Origin of the sequence: Flavobacterium foetidum (assembly GCF_004634245.1) — a bacterium.
Classification (GTDB): Bacteria; Bacteroidota; Bacteroidia; order Flavobacteriales; family Flavobacteriaceae; genus Flavobacterium; species Flavobacterium foetidum.
Genome location: NZ_SJTF01000011.1, coordinates 87,178 through 101,489 on the forward strand (window position 1 = coordinate 87,178; position 14,312 = coordinate 101,489).

Genomic DNA, 14,312 nt, shown 5'->3' on the forward strand with positions numbered 1-14,312 from the left:
TTTATACATTTGCAACCCCGTAAAAAGCGGGAATTTAATATCATATTAATTTTTAGTATTAATTATGCCAACAATTCAACAATTAGTAAGAACAGGAAGAACTCAGATCACTAAGAAGAGTAAATCGGTTGCTTTAGATTCTTGTCCTCAAAGAAGAGGGGTTTGTACGCGTGTTTACACTACTACACCAAAAAAACCAAACTCTGCAATGCGTAAAGTTGCGCGTGTACGTTTGACAAATGGTAATGAGGTGAATGCTTACATCCCAGGAGAAGGACACAATCTACAGGAGCACTCGATAGTATTAGTGCGAGGTGGAAGGGTAAAAGATTTACCAGGTGTTAGATATCACATCGTTCGTGGAGCGCTTGATACGTCAGGTGTTGCAGGAAGAACGCAAAGAAGATCTAAGTACGGTGCTAAACGCCCAAAAGAAGCAAAAAAGTAATTTAAAAACTTTTAAGAAAAAGACATGAGAAAAAGAGCGGCAAAGAAAAGACCACTTTTACCGGATCCAAGGTTTAACGACCAATTGGTAACGCGTTTTGTAAACAACTTAATGTGGGATGGTAAGAAATCTACAGCTTTTAAAGTTTTTTATGATGCAATTGATATCATTGAAACTAAAAAGCAGAATGATGAGAAGACTTCATTAGAAATCTGGAAAGATGCTTTAACTAACGTTATGCCTCACGTAGAAGTACGTAGCCGTAGAGTAGGTGGAGCTACATTCCAAATTCCGATGCAAATCCGTCCAGACAGAAAAATTTCTATGGCAATGAAGTGGTTAATACTTTATTCTAGAAGAAGAAATGAAAAATCTATGGCACAACGTTTAGCTTCTGAGTGTTTAGCTGCGGCTAAAGAAGAAGGTGCTGCGGTTAAGAAAAGAATGGATACTCACAAAATGGCAGAGGCTAACAAAGCATTCTCTCACTTTAGATTTTAATTCGTAAAGAAATGGCTAGAGATTTAAAATATACAAGAAATATCGGGATTGCTGCTCACATTGATGCTGGTAAGACAACAACTACTGAGCGTATTCTTTTTTATACTGGAAAATCACACAAAATTGGTGAGGTGCACGATGGTGCAGCTACTATGGACTGGATGGCGCAAGAGCAAGAAAGAGGTATCACAATTACTTCTGCTGCTACAACTTGTACTTGGAACTTTCCAACAGAACAAGGTAAAGTACTTCCTGAGTCATTACCGTACCACTTTAATATTATTGATACTCCTGGACACGTTGACTTTACTGTAGAGGTAAACCGTTCTTTACGTGTACTTGATGGATTGGTTTTCTTGTTTAGTGCTGTTGATGGTGTTGAGCCTCAATCAGAAACTAACTGGAGACTTGCAGATCAATACAGAGTTCCTCGTATGGGATTCGTAAACAAAATGGACCGTCAAGGATCTAACTTCTTAGGTGTTTGTGGACAGGTTAAGGATATGTTGAAATCTAACGCAGTTGCCATTACATTACCTATCGGTGATGAGGCAGATTTCAAAGGTATCGTTGACTTAGTTAAAAATCAAGCTATTGTATGGCATGATGAAACTCAAGGAGCTACATTTGATATTGTTGATATTCCTGCGGATATGGTTGATGATGTGAAGCATTATCGTTCTATCCTTATCGAAGAGATTGCTACTTACGATGAGAATCTTTTAGATAAATACATGGAGGATGAAAACTCTATTACTGAAGAAGAGATTAATACTGCTTTAAGAGCTGCTACAATTGATATGGCAATCATTCCTATGCTTGCTGGTTCTTCTTTCAAAAACAAAGGAGTTCAGTTCATGCTTGATGCAGTTTGTAAATATTTACCATCTCCTTTAGATAAAGAAGGTATCGAGGGTATCCATCCTGATGATGCTGATTTGTTGGAAGAAGATCAAACTAAAATCTTACGTAAGCCAGACGTAAAAGAGCCATTCGCGGCTTTGGCATTTAAAATTGCTACTGACCCATTCGTAGGTCGTTTAGCTTTCTTCCGTGCTTACTCTGGTCGTTTAGATGCTGGTTCATATGTTTTAAATACTCGTTCTGGTAACAAAGAGAGAATCTCTCGTATCTACCAAATGCACGCTAACAAACAAAATCCAATCGAATTTATTGAGGCTGGAGATATTGGAGCTGCTGTAGGATTTAAAGATATCAAAACAGGAGATACTTTGTGTGATGAAAAGAATCCAATTATCTTGGAATCTATGAAATTCCCAGATCCTGTAATTGGTATCGCAATTGAGCCTAAAACTAAAGCTGACGTTGATAAAATGGGTATGGCTTTGGCAAAATTGGCTGAAGAGGATCCGACGTTTACGGTAAGAACTGACGAGGCTTCTGGTCAGACTATCATCTCTGGTATGGGTGAGCTTCACTTAGATATCTTAGTTGACCGTATGAAACGTGAGTTTAAAGTAGAGGTTAACCAAGGTGAGCCACAAGTAGAGTACAAAGAGGCGTTTACAAGATCTGCTCAACACAGAGAAACTTACAAAAAACAATCTGGAGGTCGTGGTAAATTCGGTGATATCGTATTTAGAATCGAGCCTGCTGATGAAGTTGATGGAAAAGTTCCTGTTGGATTACAGTTTGTGAATGAAGTAAAAGGAGGTAACGTTCCTAAAGAGTATATTCCTGCAGTTGAAAAAGGTTTCCGTGAAGCAATGAAAACTGGGCCTTTGGCTGGATATGCTGTGGATAGTTTAAAAGTTACTTTATTAGACGGATCTTTCCACCCTGTGGATTCTGATGCTCTTTCTTTCGAATTAGCGGCAAGAATGGGTTACAAAGAGTCTGGTAAAGCTGCTGGAGCTGTTATCTTGGAGCCAATCATGAAAATCGAAGTTATTACTCCAGAAGAAAACATGGGTGATATCGTAGGTGACTTGAACCGTCGTAGAGGTCAGGTAAATGATATGGGTGATAGAAACGGAGCGAAAACTATTAAGGCAGATGTGCCGTTGGCTGAGATGTTTGGTTATGTAACTACATTAAGAACATTATCATCTGGTAGAGCGACATCTACTATGGAGTTTTCTCATTATGCAGAAACACCTTCTAATATTTCAGAAGAGGTAATCAAAAAAGCAAAAGGTAACGCTTAATTTTAAGGAAAATGAGTCAAAAAATCAGAATAAAACTAAAATCTTACGATCACATGTTGGTGGATAAATCTGCTGAGAAGATTGTAAAAACAGTAAAAACTACTGGTGCAGTTGTAACAGGTCCAATTCCGTTGCCAACTCACAAAAAACTTTTCACTGTATTGCGTTCTCCGCACGTTAACAAAAAAGCGAGAGAGCAATTTGAAGTAATGTCATACAAGAGATTGATTGATATTTATTCATCTTCATCTAAAACAATTGATGCTTTAATGAAACTTGAATTGCCAAGTGGTGTTGAAGTAGAGATAAAAGTATAATTATTTTTTATATTTTATAGAAAAAAGCGAGGCAGAAATGTCTCGCTTTTTTTGTTTTTGCTATTTAGTTTTTTTAGGGCAAATTGTATTTGTTTTGTATCTTTTGTTTCTTTTTGAATTTTTGTAAAGCCCTTTGTTTTAGGGTTGTGACGTCGTTTTTTGTTGTGTTTTCATCAATTAATTGTTAAGTGTGAAATGATGTAATTATGAAAATGAGTTTTTCAATTTTGTGTCGGATTGAATAGCTTTTGGCAATAGTCTAGTGCTTGGATTTTGATAATGAGCGATTTAATTTCTGTAACTGTTTGGTATATTCATTTTTAATGTCTACTTTTGCACTCCCTGTTTGGAAATTTCTGTTATTTTCAAATTGAAGGGAATTTTAGTAATTAATAATTAATATTTATGTCTGGGTTAATTGGTAAAAAAATCGGCATGACTAGTATTTTCGATGAAAACGGGAAAAACATTCCTTGTACAGTAATCGAAGCTGGACCATGCGTTGTTACCCAAGTCAGAACCAACGAGGTTGACGGGTATGAAGCGTTGCAACTTGGTTTCGATGACAAAAACGAGAAACATTCTACTAAAGCTGCTTTAGGGCACTTTAAAAAAGCTGGAACTGTTGCTAAGAAAAAAGTCGTTGAATTCCAAGATTTCGCAACTGAACAAAAATTAGGAGATCTTATCGATGTTTCTATTTTTGTAGAAGGAGAATTTGTAGACGTACAAGGTGTGTCTAAAGGTAAAGGTTTCCAAGGTGTTGTTAAACGTCACGGTTTTGGTGGTGTTGGGCAAGCTACTCATGGTCAGCACAACCGTTTAAGAGCGCCGGGTTCTGTAGGAGCTTCTTCTTATCCATCTAGAGTATTCAAAGGAATGCGTATGGCTGGAAGAATGGGTGGAGATAATGTAAAAGTACAAAACCTTAGAGTTTTAAAAGTAGTTGCTGAAAAGAACCTGCTTGTTGTTAAAGGATGTATTCCTGGACACAAAAACTCTTACGTAATCATTCAGAAGTAATGGAAGTAAAAGTATTAGATTTCAACGGAAAAGATACTGGTAGAAAAGTTCAACTTTCTGATTCAGTATTCGCAATTGAACCAAACAATCACGCTGTATATCTTGATGTTAAGCAATACCTTGCTAATCAAAGACAAGGTACTCACAAGGCTAAAGAAAGAGCTGAAGTGACAGGAAGTACACGTAAGATTAAAAAACAAAAAGGTACGGGTACGGCTCGTGCGGGAAGTGTTAAAAATCCTTTGTTTAAAGGAGGAGGAACAGTTTTCGGGCCAAGACCAAGAAGTTATTCATTCAAATTGAATAAAGGATTAAAGAGATTGGCTAGAAAATCTGCTTTTTCAATCAAAGCAAAAGAGTCAAATATTATCGTTCTTGAAGACTTTAATTTTGATGTTCCAAACACTAAAAATTTCATTAACGTTTTGAAAGCTTTAGGGTTAGAAAATAAAAAATCTCTATTTGTATTGGGTGAGTCAAATAAAAATGTATATTTGTCGTCACGTAATTTAAAGGCTTCGAATGTCGTAACTAGCTCAGAATTAAGCACTTACGCAATTTTAAACACTAATAATTTAGTGCTTTTAGAAGGTTCTTTGGAGTTAATTGAAGAAAATTTAAGTAAATAATAGGAATATGAGCATCATTATTAGACCTATAGTAACAGAAAAAGTAACCAAAGAAAGTGAAGTTCTAAACCGCTTCGGATTCGTTGTTGACAAAAAAGCAAACAAAGTTGAGATTAAGAAAGCTGTTGAAGCTGCTTATGGAGTAACTATCGTTTCTGTTAACACAATGAATGTGAGACCGGATAGATCTACTAAATACACTAAAAGTGGTTTAATCAGTGGAAAGACAAATGCTTACAAAAAAGCAATTGTTCAAGTACAAGAAGGAGAAACAATTGATTTTTACAACAATATCTAAGATAGAAAAATGTCAGTAAGAAAATTAAAACCTATTACCCCGGGTCAGCGATTTAGAGTTGTGAATGGTTATGACGCTATTACAACTGATAAGCCGGAACGCTCTTTGATAGCGCCGATAAAAAACTCAGGAGGTAGAAATAGTCAAGGAAAGATGACCATGCGTTATACGGGTGGTGGTCACAAGCAGAGATATCGTATCATCGATTTCAAAAGAACTAAAGATGGAATTCCAGCTACAGTGAAATCAATCGAATACGATCCAAATCGTACTGCATTTATCGCTTTATTAGCTTATGCTGATGGAGAGAAAACTTATATTATCGCTCAAAACGGATTGAAAGTTGGTCAGAAATTAGTTTCTGGTCCAGAATCTCAACCTGAGATTGGTAATACATTACCTTTAAGCAGAATTCCTCTTGGAACTGTTATATCTTGTATTGAGTTACGTCCAGGACAAGGAGCTGTTATTGCTCGTTCAGCTGGAACTTTTGCTCAGTTAATGGCAAGAGACGGGAAATACGCGACAATTAAAATGCCATCAGGTGAGACAAGATTAATCTTGTTAACTTGTTCAGCTACAATTGGAGCTGTTTCTAATTCTGACCACCAATTAGTTGTATCTGGTAAAGCAGGTAGAACAAGATGGTTAGGAAGAAGACCTAGAACTAGACCAGTAGCGATGAACCCAGTTGATCACCCTATGGGAGGTGGTGAAGGACGTTCTTCTGGAGGGCACCCGCGTTCAAGAAAAGGATTGCCAGCTAAAGGTTACAGAACTCGTTCTAAGAAAAACCCGAGTAACAAGTATATCGTAGAACGTAGAAAGAAATAATAAGATATGGCACGTTCATTAAAAAAAGGACCTTTCGTTCATTATAAATTAGACAAGAAAGTTCAAGAAAACGTAGAGAGTGGTAAAAACGCAGTTGTAAAGACTTGGTCTAGAGCTTCAATGATTACTCCAGATTTCGTAGGACAAACTATCGCAGTTCATAACGGTCGTCAATTTGTACCAGTTTACGTAACAGAAAACATGGTAGGTCACAAATTAGGAGAGTTTTCGCCAACTAGATCTTTTAGAGGTCATGCTGGAGCAAAAAATAAAGGTAAAAAATAAGAAGCAATGGGAGTTCGTAAAAGAGAAACAGCAGATGCGAGAAAAGAGGCTAATAAGTCTATCGCTTTCGCAAAATTGAATAACTGCCCTACTTCGCCTAGAAAAATGCGCTTAGTAGCGGACTTGGTAAGAGGTCAGAAGGTAGAAAGAGCACTTAACATTTTAAGATTCAGTTCTAAAGAAGCTTCAAGAAAATTAGAAAAACTATTATTATCTGCAATCAACAACTGGGAGCAGAAAAATAGCGAAGGTAATTTAGAAGAAGCTGGATTATTTGTTAAAGAGATCAGAGTAGATGGTGGAATGATGTTGAAAAGACTTCGTCCAGCTCCACAAGGTCGTGCACACAGAATAAGAAAACGTTCTAACCACGTAACAATCGTGCTTGGAGCTATCAATAACACACAAAGCAATTCTTAAGCAGCATGGGACAAAAGACAAATCCAATTGGAAATAGACTTGGTATCATCAGAGGATGGGACTCAAACTGGTATGGTGGAAATGATTACGGCGATAAATTAGCTGAAGATCATAAAATCAGAAAGTATATCCATGCTCGTTTATCAAAAGCTAGTGTATCTAAAGTAATCATCGAGAGAACTTTAAAGCTTGTAACCGTTACTATCACTACTGCTAGACCTGGTATCATTATCGGAAAAGGCGGACAAGAGGTAGACAAGTTAAAAGAGGAACTTAAGAAAGTTACTGATAAAGAGGTTCAAATCAACATCTTTGAAATTAAAAGACCTGAGCTAGATGCTTATCTTGTGGCTACAAGCATCGCTCGTCAAATCGAAAGCCGTATTTCTTACAGACGTGCAATCAAAATGGCTATTGCTGCTTCTATGCGTATGAACGCTGAAGGTATCAAAGTTTTGATTTCTGGTCGTTTGAATGGAGCTGAGATGGCACGTTCAGAAGGTTTCAAAGAAGGTAGAATTCCTCTATCAACTTTCAGAGCAGACATCGATTATGCTCTTGCTGAAGCACATACTACTTACGGTAGAATGGGTATCAAAGTATGGATCATGAAAGGTGAAGTTTACGGTAAGAGAGAGCTTTCTCCAATTGCTGGAATGGACAAAAAACAGTCTGGTACAGGCGGTGGTAAAGGTGGAGATGCTCCTAGAGGCAAATCTAACTTTAACAAAGGCGGAAAACCAGATGCTCGTAAAAGAAAGTAAATTTTTAAACTAAAGAAAAATGTTACAGCCTAAAAGAACAAAATACCGTAAGGTACAAAAAGGTAGAATGAAAGGTAACTCTCAAAGAGGGCACGAGCTTTCAAATGGAATGTTTGGTATTAAATCTGTACATGAAGATGGAATGTTCTTAACATCTCGTCAAATCGAAGCTGCTCGTATTGCTGCAACTCGTTACATGAAGAGAGAAGGACAATTATGGATTAAAATTTTCCCAGACAAACCTATTACTAAGAAGCCTCTTGAAGTACGTATGGGTAAAGGTAAAGGAGCAGTTGAGTATTGGGCTGCTGTTGTTAAACCAGGAAGAATTATGTTTGAAGTTGGAGGAGTTCCGTTATCAGTTGCAAAAGAGGCTTTACGTCTTGCAGCTCAGAAGCTTCCAGTAAAAACTAAGTTCGTCGTTGCTAGAGATTTCGAAGCATAATTTATATTTATTATGAAACAATCAGAAATAAAAGATCTTTCTGCAGCGGAGTTGCAAGAAAAACTTAGTCAAACTAAGAAAGTATATGCTGACCTAAAAATGGCTCACGCTATTTCTCCAATTGCAAATCCACTTCAAATTAGAAGTTTAAGAAGAACAGTTGCAAGATTGGCTACAGAGTTAACTAAAAGAGAGTTACAATAATTGTATTCTGCTGAAAGATGGAAGAAAAAAGAAATTTAAGAAAAGAAAGAATAGGTGTTGTTACTTCAAATAAAATGGATAAATCTATTGTTATTTCAGAAGTAAGAAAAGTAAAACACCCGTTATACGGTAAGTTCGTGTTAAAAACTAAAAAATACGTTGCACACGACGAAAAAAACGACTGTAACATTGGCGATACTGTAAGAATCAGCGAAACGCGTCCTTTAAGTAAAACAAAATGTTGGAGATTAGTTGAAATCTTAGAAAGAGCTAAATAATTATGGTACAACAAGAATCAAGACTAAAAGTAGCAGATAACACGGGAGCTAAAGAAGTTTTAACTATTCGTGTTTTAGGAGGTACTAAAAGAAGATATGCCTCTGTTGGTGACAAAATTGTAGTTTCTATCAAAGATGCAACTCCAAACGGAAACGTGAAAAAAGGAGCTGTTTCAACTGCAGTTGTTGTGCGTACTAAAAAAGAAGTGAGAAGAGCTGATGGTTCTTATATCCGTTTCGATGACAATGCATGTGTTCTTTTGAATGCAGCAGGAGAAATGAGAGGAACTCGTGTTTTTGGTCCGGTAGCAAGAGAACTTCGTGAAAAACAATTCATGAAAATTGTATCATTAGCACCAGAAGTGCTTTAATTCGTTTTAAGATGATAAAGCTAAAAATAAAATCAGGAGATATCGTAAGAGTAATTGCTGGAGACCACAAAGGTGCTGAAGGTAAAGTTTTACGTGTTTACCGTGAGAAAAACAAAGCGATAGTTGAAGGTGTAAACTTGGTTTCTAAACATACTAAACCAAGTGCTAAAAACCCTCAAGGTGGTATCGTTAAGAAAGAAGCTTCTATTCAAATTTCTAACATTGCTTTAATTGATCCTAAAACTAAGGAAACAACTAGAGTAGGTATCAGAGTAGAAGGAGATAAGAAAGTAAGATTTTCAAAAAAATCTAATCAAGTACTATAGTAATGGCATATACACCTAGACTAAAAGAAGAATATAAGAGTAGAGTAATTTCTGCTCTTAGAGAGGAATTCGGATATACAAACGTAATGCAAGTTCCTAAATTGGAAAAAATCGTTTTGAGCCGTGGAGTTGGTGCAGCTGTATCTGATAAAAAACTTATTGATTATGCAGTTGATGAGTTAACAAAGATCACTGGACAAAAAGCAGTAGCTACTATTTCTAAGAAAGACGTTGCGTCTTTCAAATTAAGAAAAGGAATGCCTATTGGAGCAAAAGTTACTTTACGTGGAGAAAGAATGTATGAGTTTTTAGATAGACTTATTACTTCTGCTTTGCCACGTGTTAGAGATTTTGGTGGTATTAAAGCTACTGGTTTCGACGGAAGAGGTAACTACAATCTTGGAGTTTTAGAGCAAATCATTTTCCCAGAAATTGATATTGACAAAGTAAACAAAATTTCAGGAATGGATATTACATTTGTTACTACTGCAAAAACAGACAAGGAAGCAAAGTCATTATTGGCTGAATTAGGATTACCTTTTAAAAAGAATTAAGACATGGCTAAAGAATCAATGAAAGCCCGCGAGGTGAAAAGAGAAAAAACGGTAGCTAAGTATGCTGAAAAGAGAAAAGCTTTATTAGAAGCTGGAGACTATGAAGGTTTACAAAGATTGCCAAAAAACGCTTCACCTGTTCGTTTGCACAACCGTTGTAAATTGACTGGAAGACCAAGAGGTTATATCCGTCAGTTCGGAATTTCACGTGTAACTTTCCGTGAAATGGCTAACAATGGATTAATTCCAGGTGTGAAAAAAGCAAGCTGGTAATTTAAAAAAGTTTATAAATTGATTAAAGGTTCAGGAAGCGGGGTGCTTCCTGAAAACCATAATCGCAATCAAATACATATGTATACAGATCCTATTGCAGATTATTTGACTAGAGTTCGTAACGCTGTGGCTGCAAACCACAAAGTTGTCGAAATTCCGGCTTCTAATCTTAAAAAAGAAATAACTAAGATCTTATTTGATCAAGGTTATATCTTGAGTTACAAATTTGAGCAGAACACAGTTCAAGGTTCTATCAAAATTGCTTTAAAGTATGATAAAGATACTAAAGAGCCTGTAATTAAAGATATCCAAAGAATTAGTAAACCTGGTTTACGTAAATATGCAGGTGCTGCCAAATTACCAAGAATCCTTAACGGATTAGGAATTGCAATTGTTTCTACATCAAAAGGTCTTATGACTGGAAAACAAGCGAAACAATTAAATGTAGGTGGTGAAGTAATTTGTTACGTATACTAATTTTTAAAGACTAAATAAGATGTCAAGAATAGGTAAAAGTCCAATTGTAATCCCTGCAGGTGTAACTGTTGAAGTTAACGAAGGTGTTGTTACAGTAAAAGGAAAGAAAGGTCAACTAACTCAGGAGTTTTCGGACGTGACTGTGAAAGTTGAAGGCGATCAGATTACAGTTGAAAGATCGTCTGATTATAAAGACCAAAGAGCAAAACACGGCTTATACAGAGCATTAATCAATAACATGATTTTAGGTGTTTCTGAAGGTTTTACAAAAGAACTTGAATTAGTTGGAGTTGGTTACAGAGCTTCAAACCAAGGTCAGAAATTAGATTTAGCTCTTGGATATTCTCACAATATTGTTTTAGAAATTGCTCCTGAAGTAAGTTTAGAAACAATATCTGAAAAAGGTAAAAACCCTATCGTAAAATTAACATCATTTGATAAACAACTTTTAGGTCAAGTTGCTGCGAAAATCAGAAGTTTCCGTAAACCAGAGCCATATAAAGGAAAAGGTGTTAAATTTGTGGGTGAAGTATTAAGAAGAAAAGCAGGTAAATCAGCTTAAAAGATAAGATTATGTCATTAACAAAATCTGAAAGAAGACAGAGAATTAAATTCAGAATTAGAAAATCGGTTAGTGGTTCAGCTGCAAGACCTAGACTTTCTGTTTTTAGAAGTAATAAAGAAATTTACGCTCAACTTATTGATGATGTAAATGGAGTTACTATATTAGCTGCATCTTCAAGAGAAAAAGAAATAGGAAAAGGTACTAACGTTGAAATCGCTGCTGCTGTTGGAAAATTAGTTGCAGAGAAAGCGTTAAAAGCTGGGATTGATACCATCACTTTTGACAGAGGTGGATATTTATATCACGGTCGTATTAAATCATTAGCAGAAGGCGCAAGAGCCGCTGGACTTAAATTCTAATATATTATGTCTAAATACAAAAATGTAGAATTGGTAAAACCTAGTGGTCTTGAATTAAAAGATCGTCTAGTTAGTGTAAATCGTGTTACTAAAGTTACAAAAGGAGGTAGAGCTTTCGGTTTTTCTGCTATTGTAGTTGTAGGTGATGAAAACGGAGTAGTTGGTCATGGATTAGGAAAATCTAAAGACGTTTCTGAAGCAATTGCGAAAGCAGTAGAAGATGCTAAGAAAAACTTAGTTAGAATTCCTTTAAATGGTCAATCTGTTCCTCACGAACAAAAAGGTAAATTTGGTGGTGCACGTGTATTCTTAATTCCTGCTTCTCATGGTACAGGAGTTATCGCTGGTGGAGCTGTTCGTTCAGTTCTTGAATCAGTAGGTATTCACGATGTATTGTCTAAATCTCAAGGATCATCAAATCCGCACAACGTAGTGAAAGCAACTTTTGATGCTTTATTACAAATGAGAAGCGCTCATACTGTTGCAAAACAGAGAGGAGTTTCTTTAGAGAAAGTTTTTAAAGGTTAATTCAAGGAAATTATGGCTAAATTATTAGTAAAACAAGTAAGAAGCAAAATCAACTGCCCTCTTTCTCAAAAGAGAGGATTAGAAGCTTTAGGTCTACGTAAATTAGGACAAGTTGTGGAGCATGAGTCAAATCCTGCTATCCTTGGGATGATAAACAAAGTTAAACACTTAGTTTCTGTTGAAGAAGCTAAATAACAAATACTGTTATGAATTTAAGTAACTTACAACCTGCTGAGGGATCAACGCACAATCAAAATAAAAGAGTAGGTAGAGGAGAAGGTTCTGGAAAAGGCGGTACTGCTGCAAGAGGACACAAAGGAGCTAAATCTCGTTCTGGTTATTCTAAAAAGATTGGTTTTGAAGGAGGGCAAATGCCACTTCAAAGACGTGTTCCTAAGTTTGGTTTCAAAAACATCAATCGTAAAGAATACGAAGGTGTTAATTTAGATACGCTTCAATTATTAGTAGACAATGGATTAGTTACTGATTCTGTATCAATGACAGATTTCGTGGCAAACCGTCTAGCTTCTAAGAATGAAATCGTTAAGATTTTAGGAAGAGGAGAATTGAAAGCAAAATTAAAAGTAACTGCCCACAAATTTACTGCTACTGCAAAAGCTGCTATTGAAGCTGCTGGTGGAGAAGCTGTAACAATATAACTTACTCTATTAAGATGAAGAAATTTATTGAATCAATAAGTAATGTTTGGAAAATCGAAGAACTGAAAAACAGAATCTTAATTACATTAGGATTGCTTTTAGTATATCGTTTTGGAGCACACGTTACGCTTCCTGGAATTGACGCAATGCAATTGACTGGTTTAGCGGGACAAACTAAAAATGGTTTAGGTTCAATCCTAGACATGTTCACCGGGGGTGCTTTCTCTAAAGCTTCAGTTTTTGCTTTAGGTATCATGCCTTATATTTCTGCGTCTATTGTTGTTCAGTTGATGGGAATTGCGATTCCATATTTACAAAAACTTCAAAATGATGGAGAAAGTGGTAGAAAAAAGATTAATCAAATCACTCGTTGGTTGACAATCGCTATCACATTGGTTCAAGGTCCAACTTATATCTATAATCTATACAGAACACTGCCTAGTAATGCATTTTTGCTGGGCTTTGATTCTCCTGAGTTTTTATTCTCGTCAGTGATAATTTTAGTAACTGGTACTATTTTTGCTATGTGGCTTGGAGAGAAAATTACGGATAAAGGTATCGGTAACGGAATTTCATTATTAATTATGGTTGGTATTTTGGCTCGTTTACCACAAGCTTTTATCCAAGAGTTTACGACTCGTGTTACCAATAATAATGGAGGACCGATGTTATTAGTTATTGAAATTATTGTGTGGTTATTAGTGATCATTTCTTGTGTATTGCTTACAATGGCGGTACGTAGAATTCCAGTTCAATACGCTCGTCGTACAACAACCGGAGATTACGAGCAAGATTTGGCTGGTGGTAATAGACAATGGATTCCTCTTAAGCTAAATGCTTCAGGGGTTATGCCAATCATCTTTGCTCAGGCAATTATGTTTATTCCTGCTGCAGTAGCTGGATTGTCTAAATCAGATACATCACAATCTATTGTTGGTACATTTAGTAATATGTTTGGTTTCTGGTATAATTTTGTTTTTGCGACTTTAATTATTGTATTTACATTTTTCTATACTGCAATCACCGTACCTACTAACAAAATGGCCGATGATTTAAAGAGAAGCGGTGGTTTTATTCCGGGAGTACGTCCTGGAGCTGAAACTTCTGAGTTCCTTGATAAAGTGATGTCTTTAATAACTTTCCCAGGATCTTTATTCCTTGCTTTGATTGCTGTGTTCCCGGCTATTGTTGTAAGTATTATGGATGTACAACAATCTTGGGCAATGTTTTTTGGAGGTACCTCATTAATAATTATGGTTGGTGTTGCGATAGATACTATTCAACAAATCAATTCATACTTGTTAAACAAACATTATGATGGTTTAATGAAGACTGGTAAAAATAGAAAAGCAGTAGCTTAATATATTTATGGCAAAACAATCAGCAATAGAACAAGACGGATCAATCATTGAAGCATTATCAAATGCGATGTTCCGTGTAGAGTTAGAAAATGGACATGTTGTAATTGCTCATATTTCTGGAAAAATGCGAATGCATTACATCAAGTTATTACCTGGTGATAAAGTGAAACTAGAAATGAGTCCTTATGATTTGTCAAAAGCAAGAATTACTTATCGATATTAAAG

At 36.0% G+C, this 14,312-nt stretch carries 26 protein-coding genes; all 26 read left to right on the forward strand.

All coding sequences use genetic code 11. The features are described from left to right. The first annotated feature begins 64 nt into the window (after window positions 1-64). The 26 genes from rpsL (at window position 65) to infA (ending at window position 14,310) form a co-directional block, all read left to right on the forward strand. The gene (gene rpsL / locus E0W73_RS14600; protein WP_007136570.1) at window positions 65-448 is read left to right on the forward strand and encodes a 30S ribosomal protein S12; all 384 of its coding nucleotides are present in this window, start codon (window positions 65-67) and stop codon (window positions 446-448) included. Window positions 449-472: 24 nt separating this feature from the next. Continuing rightward, window positions 473-949 (forward strand): 30S ribosomal protein S7, encoded by a 477-nt coding sequence (rpsG, locus tag E0W73_RS14605; RefSeq protein ID WP_026727879.1) that lies wholly within the window; start codon window positions 473-475, stop codon window positions 947-949. Window positions 950-960: 11 nt separating this feature from the next. After that, window positions 961-3,117, forward strand: a complete 2,157-nt coding sequence (fusA, locus tag E0W73_RS14610) for an elongation factor G (protein WP_135222811.1) — start codon at window positions 961-963, stop codon at window positions 3,115-3,117. Window positions 3,118-3,128: 11 nt separating this feature from the next. Continuing rightward, entirely contained in the window at window positions 3,129-3,434 is a 306-nt protein-coding gene (gene rpsJ / locus E0W73_RS14615) for a 30S ribosomal protein S10 (protein ID WP_007803605.1), read from the forward strand. A gap of 405 nt (window positions 3,435-3,839) precedes the next feature. After that, window positions 3,840-4,457, forward strand: a complete 618-nt coding sequence (gene rplC / locus E0W73_RS14620; protein WP_135222812.1) for a 50S ribosomal protein L3 — start codon at window positions 3,840-3,842, stop codon at window positions 4,455-4,457. Further along, a complete protein-coding gene (gene rplD, locus E0W73_RS14625; RefSeq protein WP_135222813.1) occupies window positions 4,457-5,086 on the forward strand; it encodes a 50S ribosomal protein L4 in 630 nt (209 codons plus the stop codon). The genes rplC and rplD overlap by 1 nt, the downstream gene beginning before the upstream one ends. 7 nt (window positions 5,087-5,093) lie before the next feature. Continuing rightward, window positions 5,094-5,384, forward strand: a complete 291-nt coding sequence (rplW, locus tag E0W73_RS14630; RefSeq protein WP_091496652.1) for a 50S ribosomal protein L23 — start codon at window positions 5,094-5,096, stop codon at window positions 5,382-5,384. A gap of 9 nt (window positions 5,385-5,393) precedes the next feature. Further along, on the forward strand, window positions 5,394-6,218 hold the full coding sequence (gene rplB / locus E0W73_RS14635; protein WP_091496650.1) for a 50S ribosomal protein L2: 825 nt from the start codon (window positions 5,394-5,396) through the stop codon (window positions 6,216-6,218). Window positions 6,219-6,224: 6 nt separating this feature from the next. Then, entirely contained in the window at window positions 6,225-6,503 is a 279-nt protein-coding gene (gene rpsS, locus E0W73_RS14640; protein WP_008464288.1) for a 30S ribosomal protein S19, read from the forward strand. A gap of 6 nt (window positions 6,504-6,509) precedes the next feature. After that, a complete protein-coding gene (gene rplV / locus E0W73_RS14645; protein ID WP_007803631.1) occupies window positions 6,510-6,923 on the forward strand; it encodes a 50S ribosomal protein L22 in 414 nt (137 codons plus the stop codon). Between the two features lie 5 nt (window positions 6,924-6,928). After that, window positions 6,929-7,687, forward strand: coding sequence for a 30S ribosomal protein S3 (gene rpsC, locus E0W73_RS14650; protein ID WP_135222814.1), 759 nt, complete (start codon window positions 6,929-6,931; stop codon window positions 7,685-7,687). 19 nt (window positions 7,688-7,706) lie between these two features. Then, a complete protein-coding gene (gene rplP, locus E0W73_RS14655) occupies window positions 7,707-8,132 on the forward strand; it encodes a 50S ribosomal protein L16 (protein WP_008464295.1) in 426 nt (141 codons plus the stop codon). 12 nt (window positions 8,133-8,144) lie between these two features. Beyond that, window positions 8,145-8,336, forward strand: coding sequence for a 50S ribosomal protein L29 (gene rpmC / locus E0W73_RS14660; RefSeq protein ID WP_135222815.1), 192 nt, complete (start codon window positions 8,145-8,147; stop codon window positions 8,334-8,336). Window positions 8,337-8,353: 17 nt separating this feature from the next. Beyond that, the gene (rpsQ, locus tag E0W73_RS14665) at window positions 8,354-8,614 is read left to right on the forward strand and encodes a 30S ribosomal protein S17 (RefSeq protein WP_008464298.1); all 261 of its coding nucleotides are present in this window, start codon (window positions 8,354-8,356) and stop codon (window positions 8,612-8,614) included. 2 nt (window positions 8,615-8,616) lie between these two features. Further along, entirely contained in the window at window positions 8,617-8,985 is a 369-nt protein-coding gene (gene rplN / locus E0W73_RS14670) for a 50S ribosomal protein L14 (protein ID WP_007803649.1), read from the forward strand. Between the two features lie 11 nt (window positions 8,986-8,996). Then, window positions 8,997-9,311, forward strand: a complete 315-nt coding sequence (rplX, locus tag E0W73_RS14675; protein WP_008464300.1) for a 50S ribosomal protein L24 — start codon at window positions 8,997-8,999, stop codon at window positions 9,309-9,311. Window positions 9,312-9,313: 2 nt separating this feature from the next. Continuing rightward, window positions 9,314-9,865: a 50S ribosomal protein L5 gene (gene rplE / locus E0W73_RS14680; protein ID WP_135222816.1), complete on the forward strand. Its 552-nt coding sequence runs from the start codon at window positions 9,314-9,316 to the stop codon at window positions 9,863-9,865. A gap of 3 nt (window positions 9,866-9,868) precedes the next feature. Continuing rightward, window positions 9,869-10,138 carry a 30S ribosomal protein S14 gene (gene rpsN / locus E0W73_RS14685; RefSeq protein WP_008464305.1) on the forward strand — a complete coding sequence of 90 codons (270 nt, stop codon included), beginning with the start codon at window positions 9,869-9,871 and terminating at the stop codon, window positions 10,136-10,138. Window positions 10,139-10,216: 78 nt separating this feature from the next. Next, window positions 10,217-10,615, forward strand: coding sequence for a 30S ribosomal protein S8 (gene rpsH / locus E0W73_RS14690; protein WP_008464306.1), 399 nt, complete (start codon window positions 10,217-10,219; stop codon window positions 10,613-10,615). 19 nt (window positions 10,616-10,634) lie between these two features. Next, on the forward strand, window positions 10,635-11,177 hold the full coding sequence (rplF, locus tag E0W73_RS14695) for a 50S ribosomal protein L6 (RefSeq protein ID WP_135222817.1): 543 nt from the start codon (window positions 10,635-10,637) through the stop codon (window positions 11,175-11,177). A gap of 11 nt (window positions 11,178-11,188) precedes the next feature. Continuing rightward, window positions 11,189-11,539: a 50S ribosomal protein L18 gene (gene rplR, locus E0W73_RS14700; RefSeq protein ID WP_135222818.1), complete on the forward strand. Its 351-nt coding sequence runs from the start codon at window positions 11,189-11,191 to the stop codon at window positions 11,537-11,539. Between the two features lie 3 nt (window positions 11,540-11,542). Continuing rightward, window positions 11,543-12,067, forward strand: coding sequence for a 30S ribosomal protein S5 (gene rpsE, locus E0W73_RS14705; RefSeq protein WP_085949269.1), 525 nt, complete (start codon window positions 11,543-11,545; stop codon window positions 12,065-12,067). 12 nt (window positions 12,068-12,079) lie between these two features. Then, window positions 12,080-12,262 (forward strand): 50S ribosomal protein L30, encoded by a 183-nt coding sequence (rpmD, locus tag E0W73_RS14710; RefSeq protein ID WP_012022481.1) that lies wholly within the window; start codon window positions 12,080-12,082, stop codon window positions 12,260-12,262. A gap of 11 nt (window positions 12,263-12,273) precedes the next feature. After that, complete coding sequence (gene rplO / locus E0W73_RS14715; RefSeq protein ID WP_135222819.1) at window positions 12,274-12,726, forward strand: 50S ribosomal protein L15; 453 nt, start codon at window positions 12,274-12,276, stop codon at window positions 12,724-12,726. Window positions 12,727-12,740: 14 nt separating this feature from the next. After that, window positions 12,741-14,087, forward strand: coding sequence for a preprotein translocase subunit SecY (gene secY, locus E0W73_RS14720; RefSeq protein WP_135222820.1), 1,347 nt, complete (start codon window positions 12,741-12,743; stop codon window positions 14,085-14,087). 7 nt (window positions 14,088-14,094) lie between these two features. Next, window positions 14,095-14,310 (forward strand): translation initiation factor IF-1, encoded by a 216-nt coding sequence (infA, locus tag E0W73_RS14725; RefSeq protein WP_026714631.1) that lies wholly within the window; start codon window positions 14,095-14,097, stop codon window positions 14,308-14,310. The last annotated feature ends 2 nt before the right edge of the window (window positions 14,311-14,312 follow it).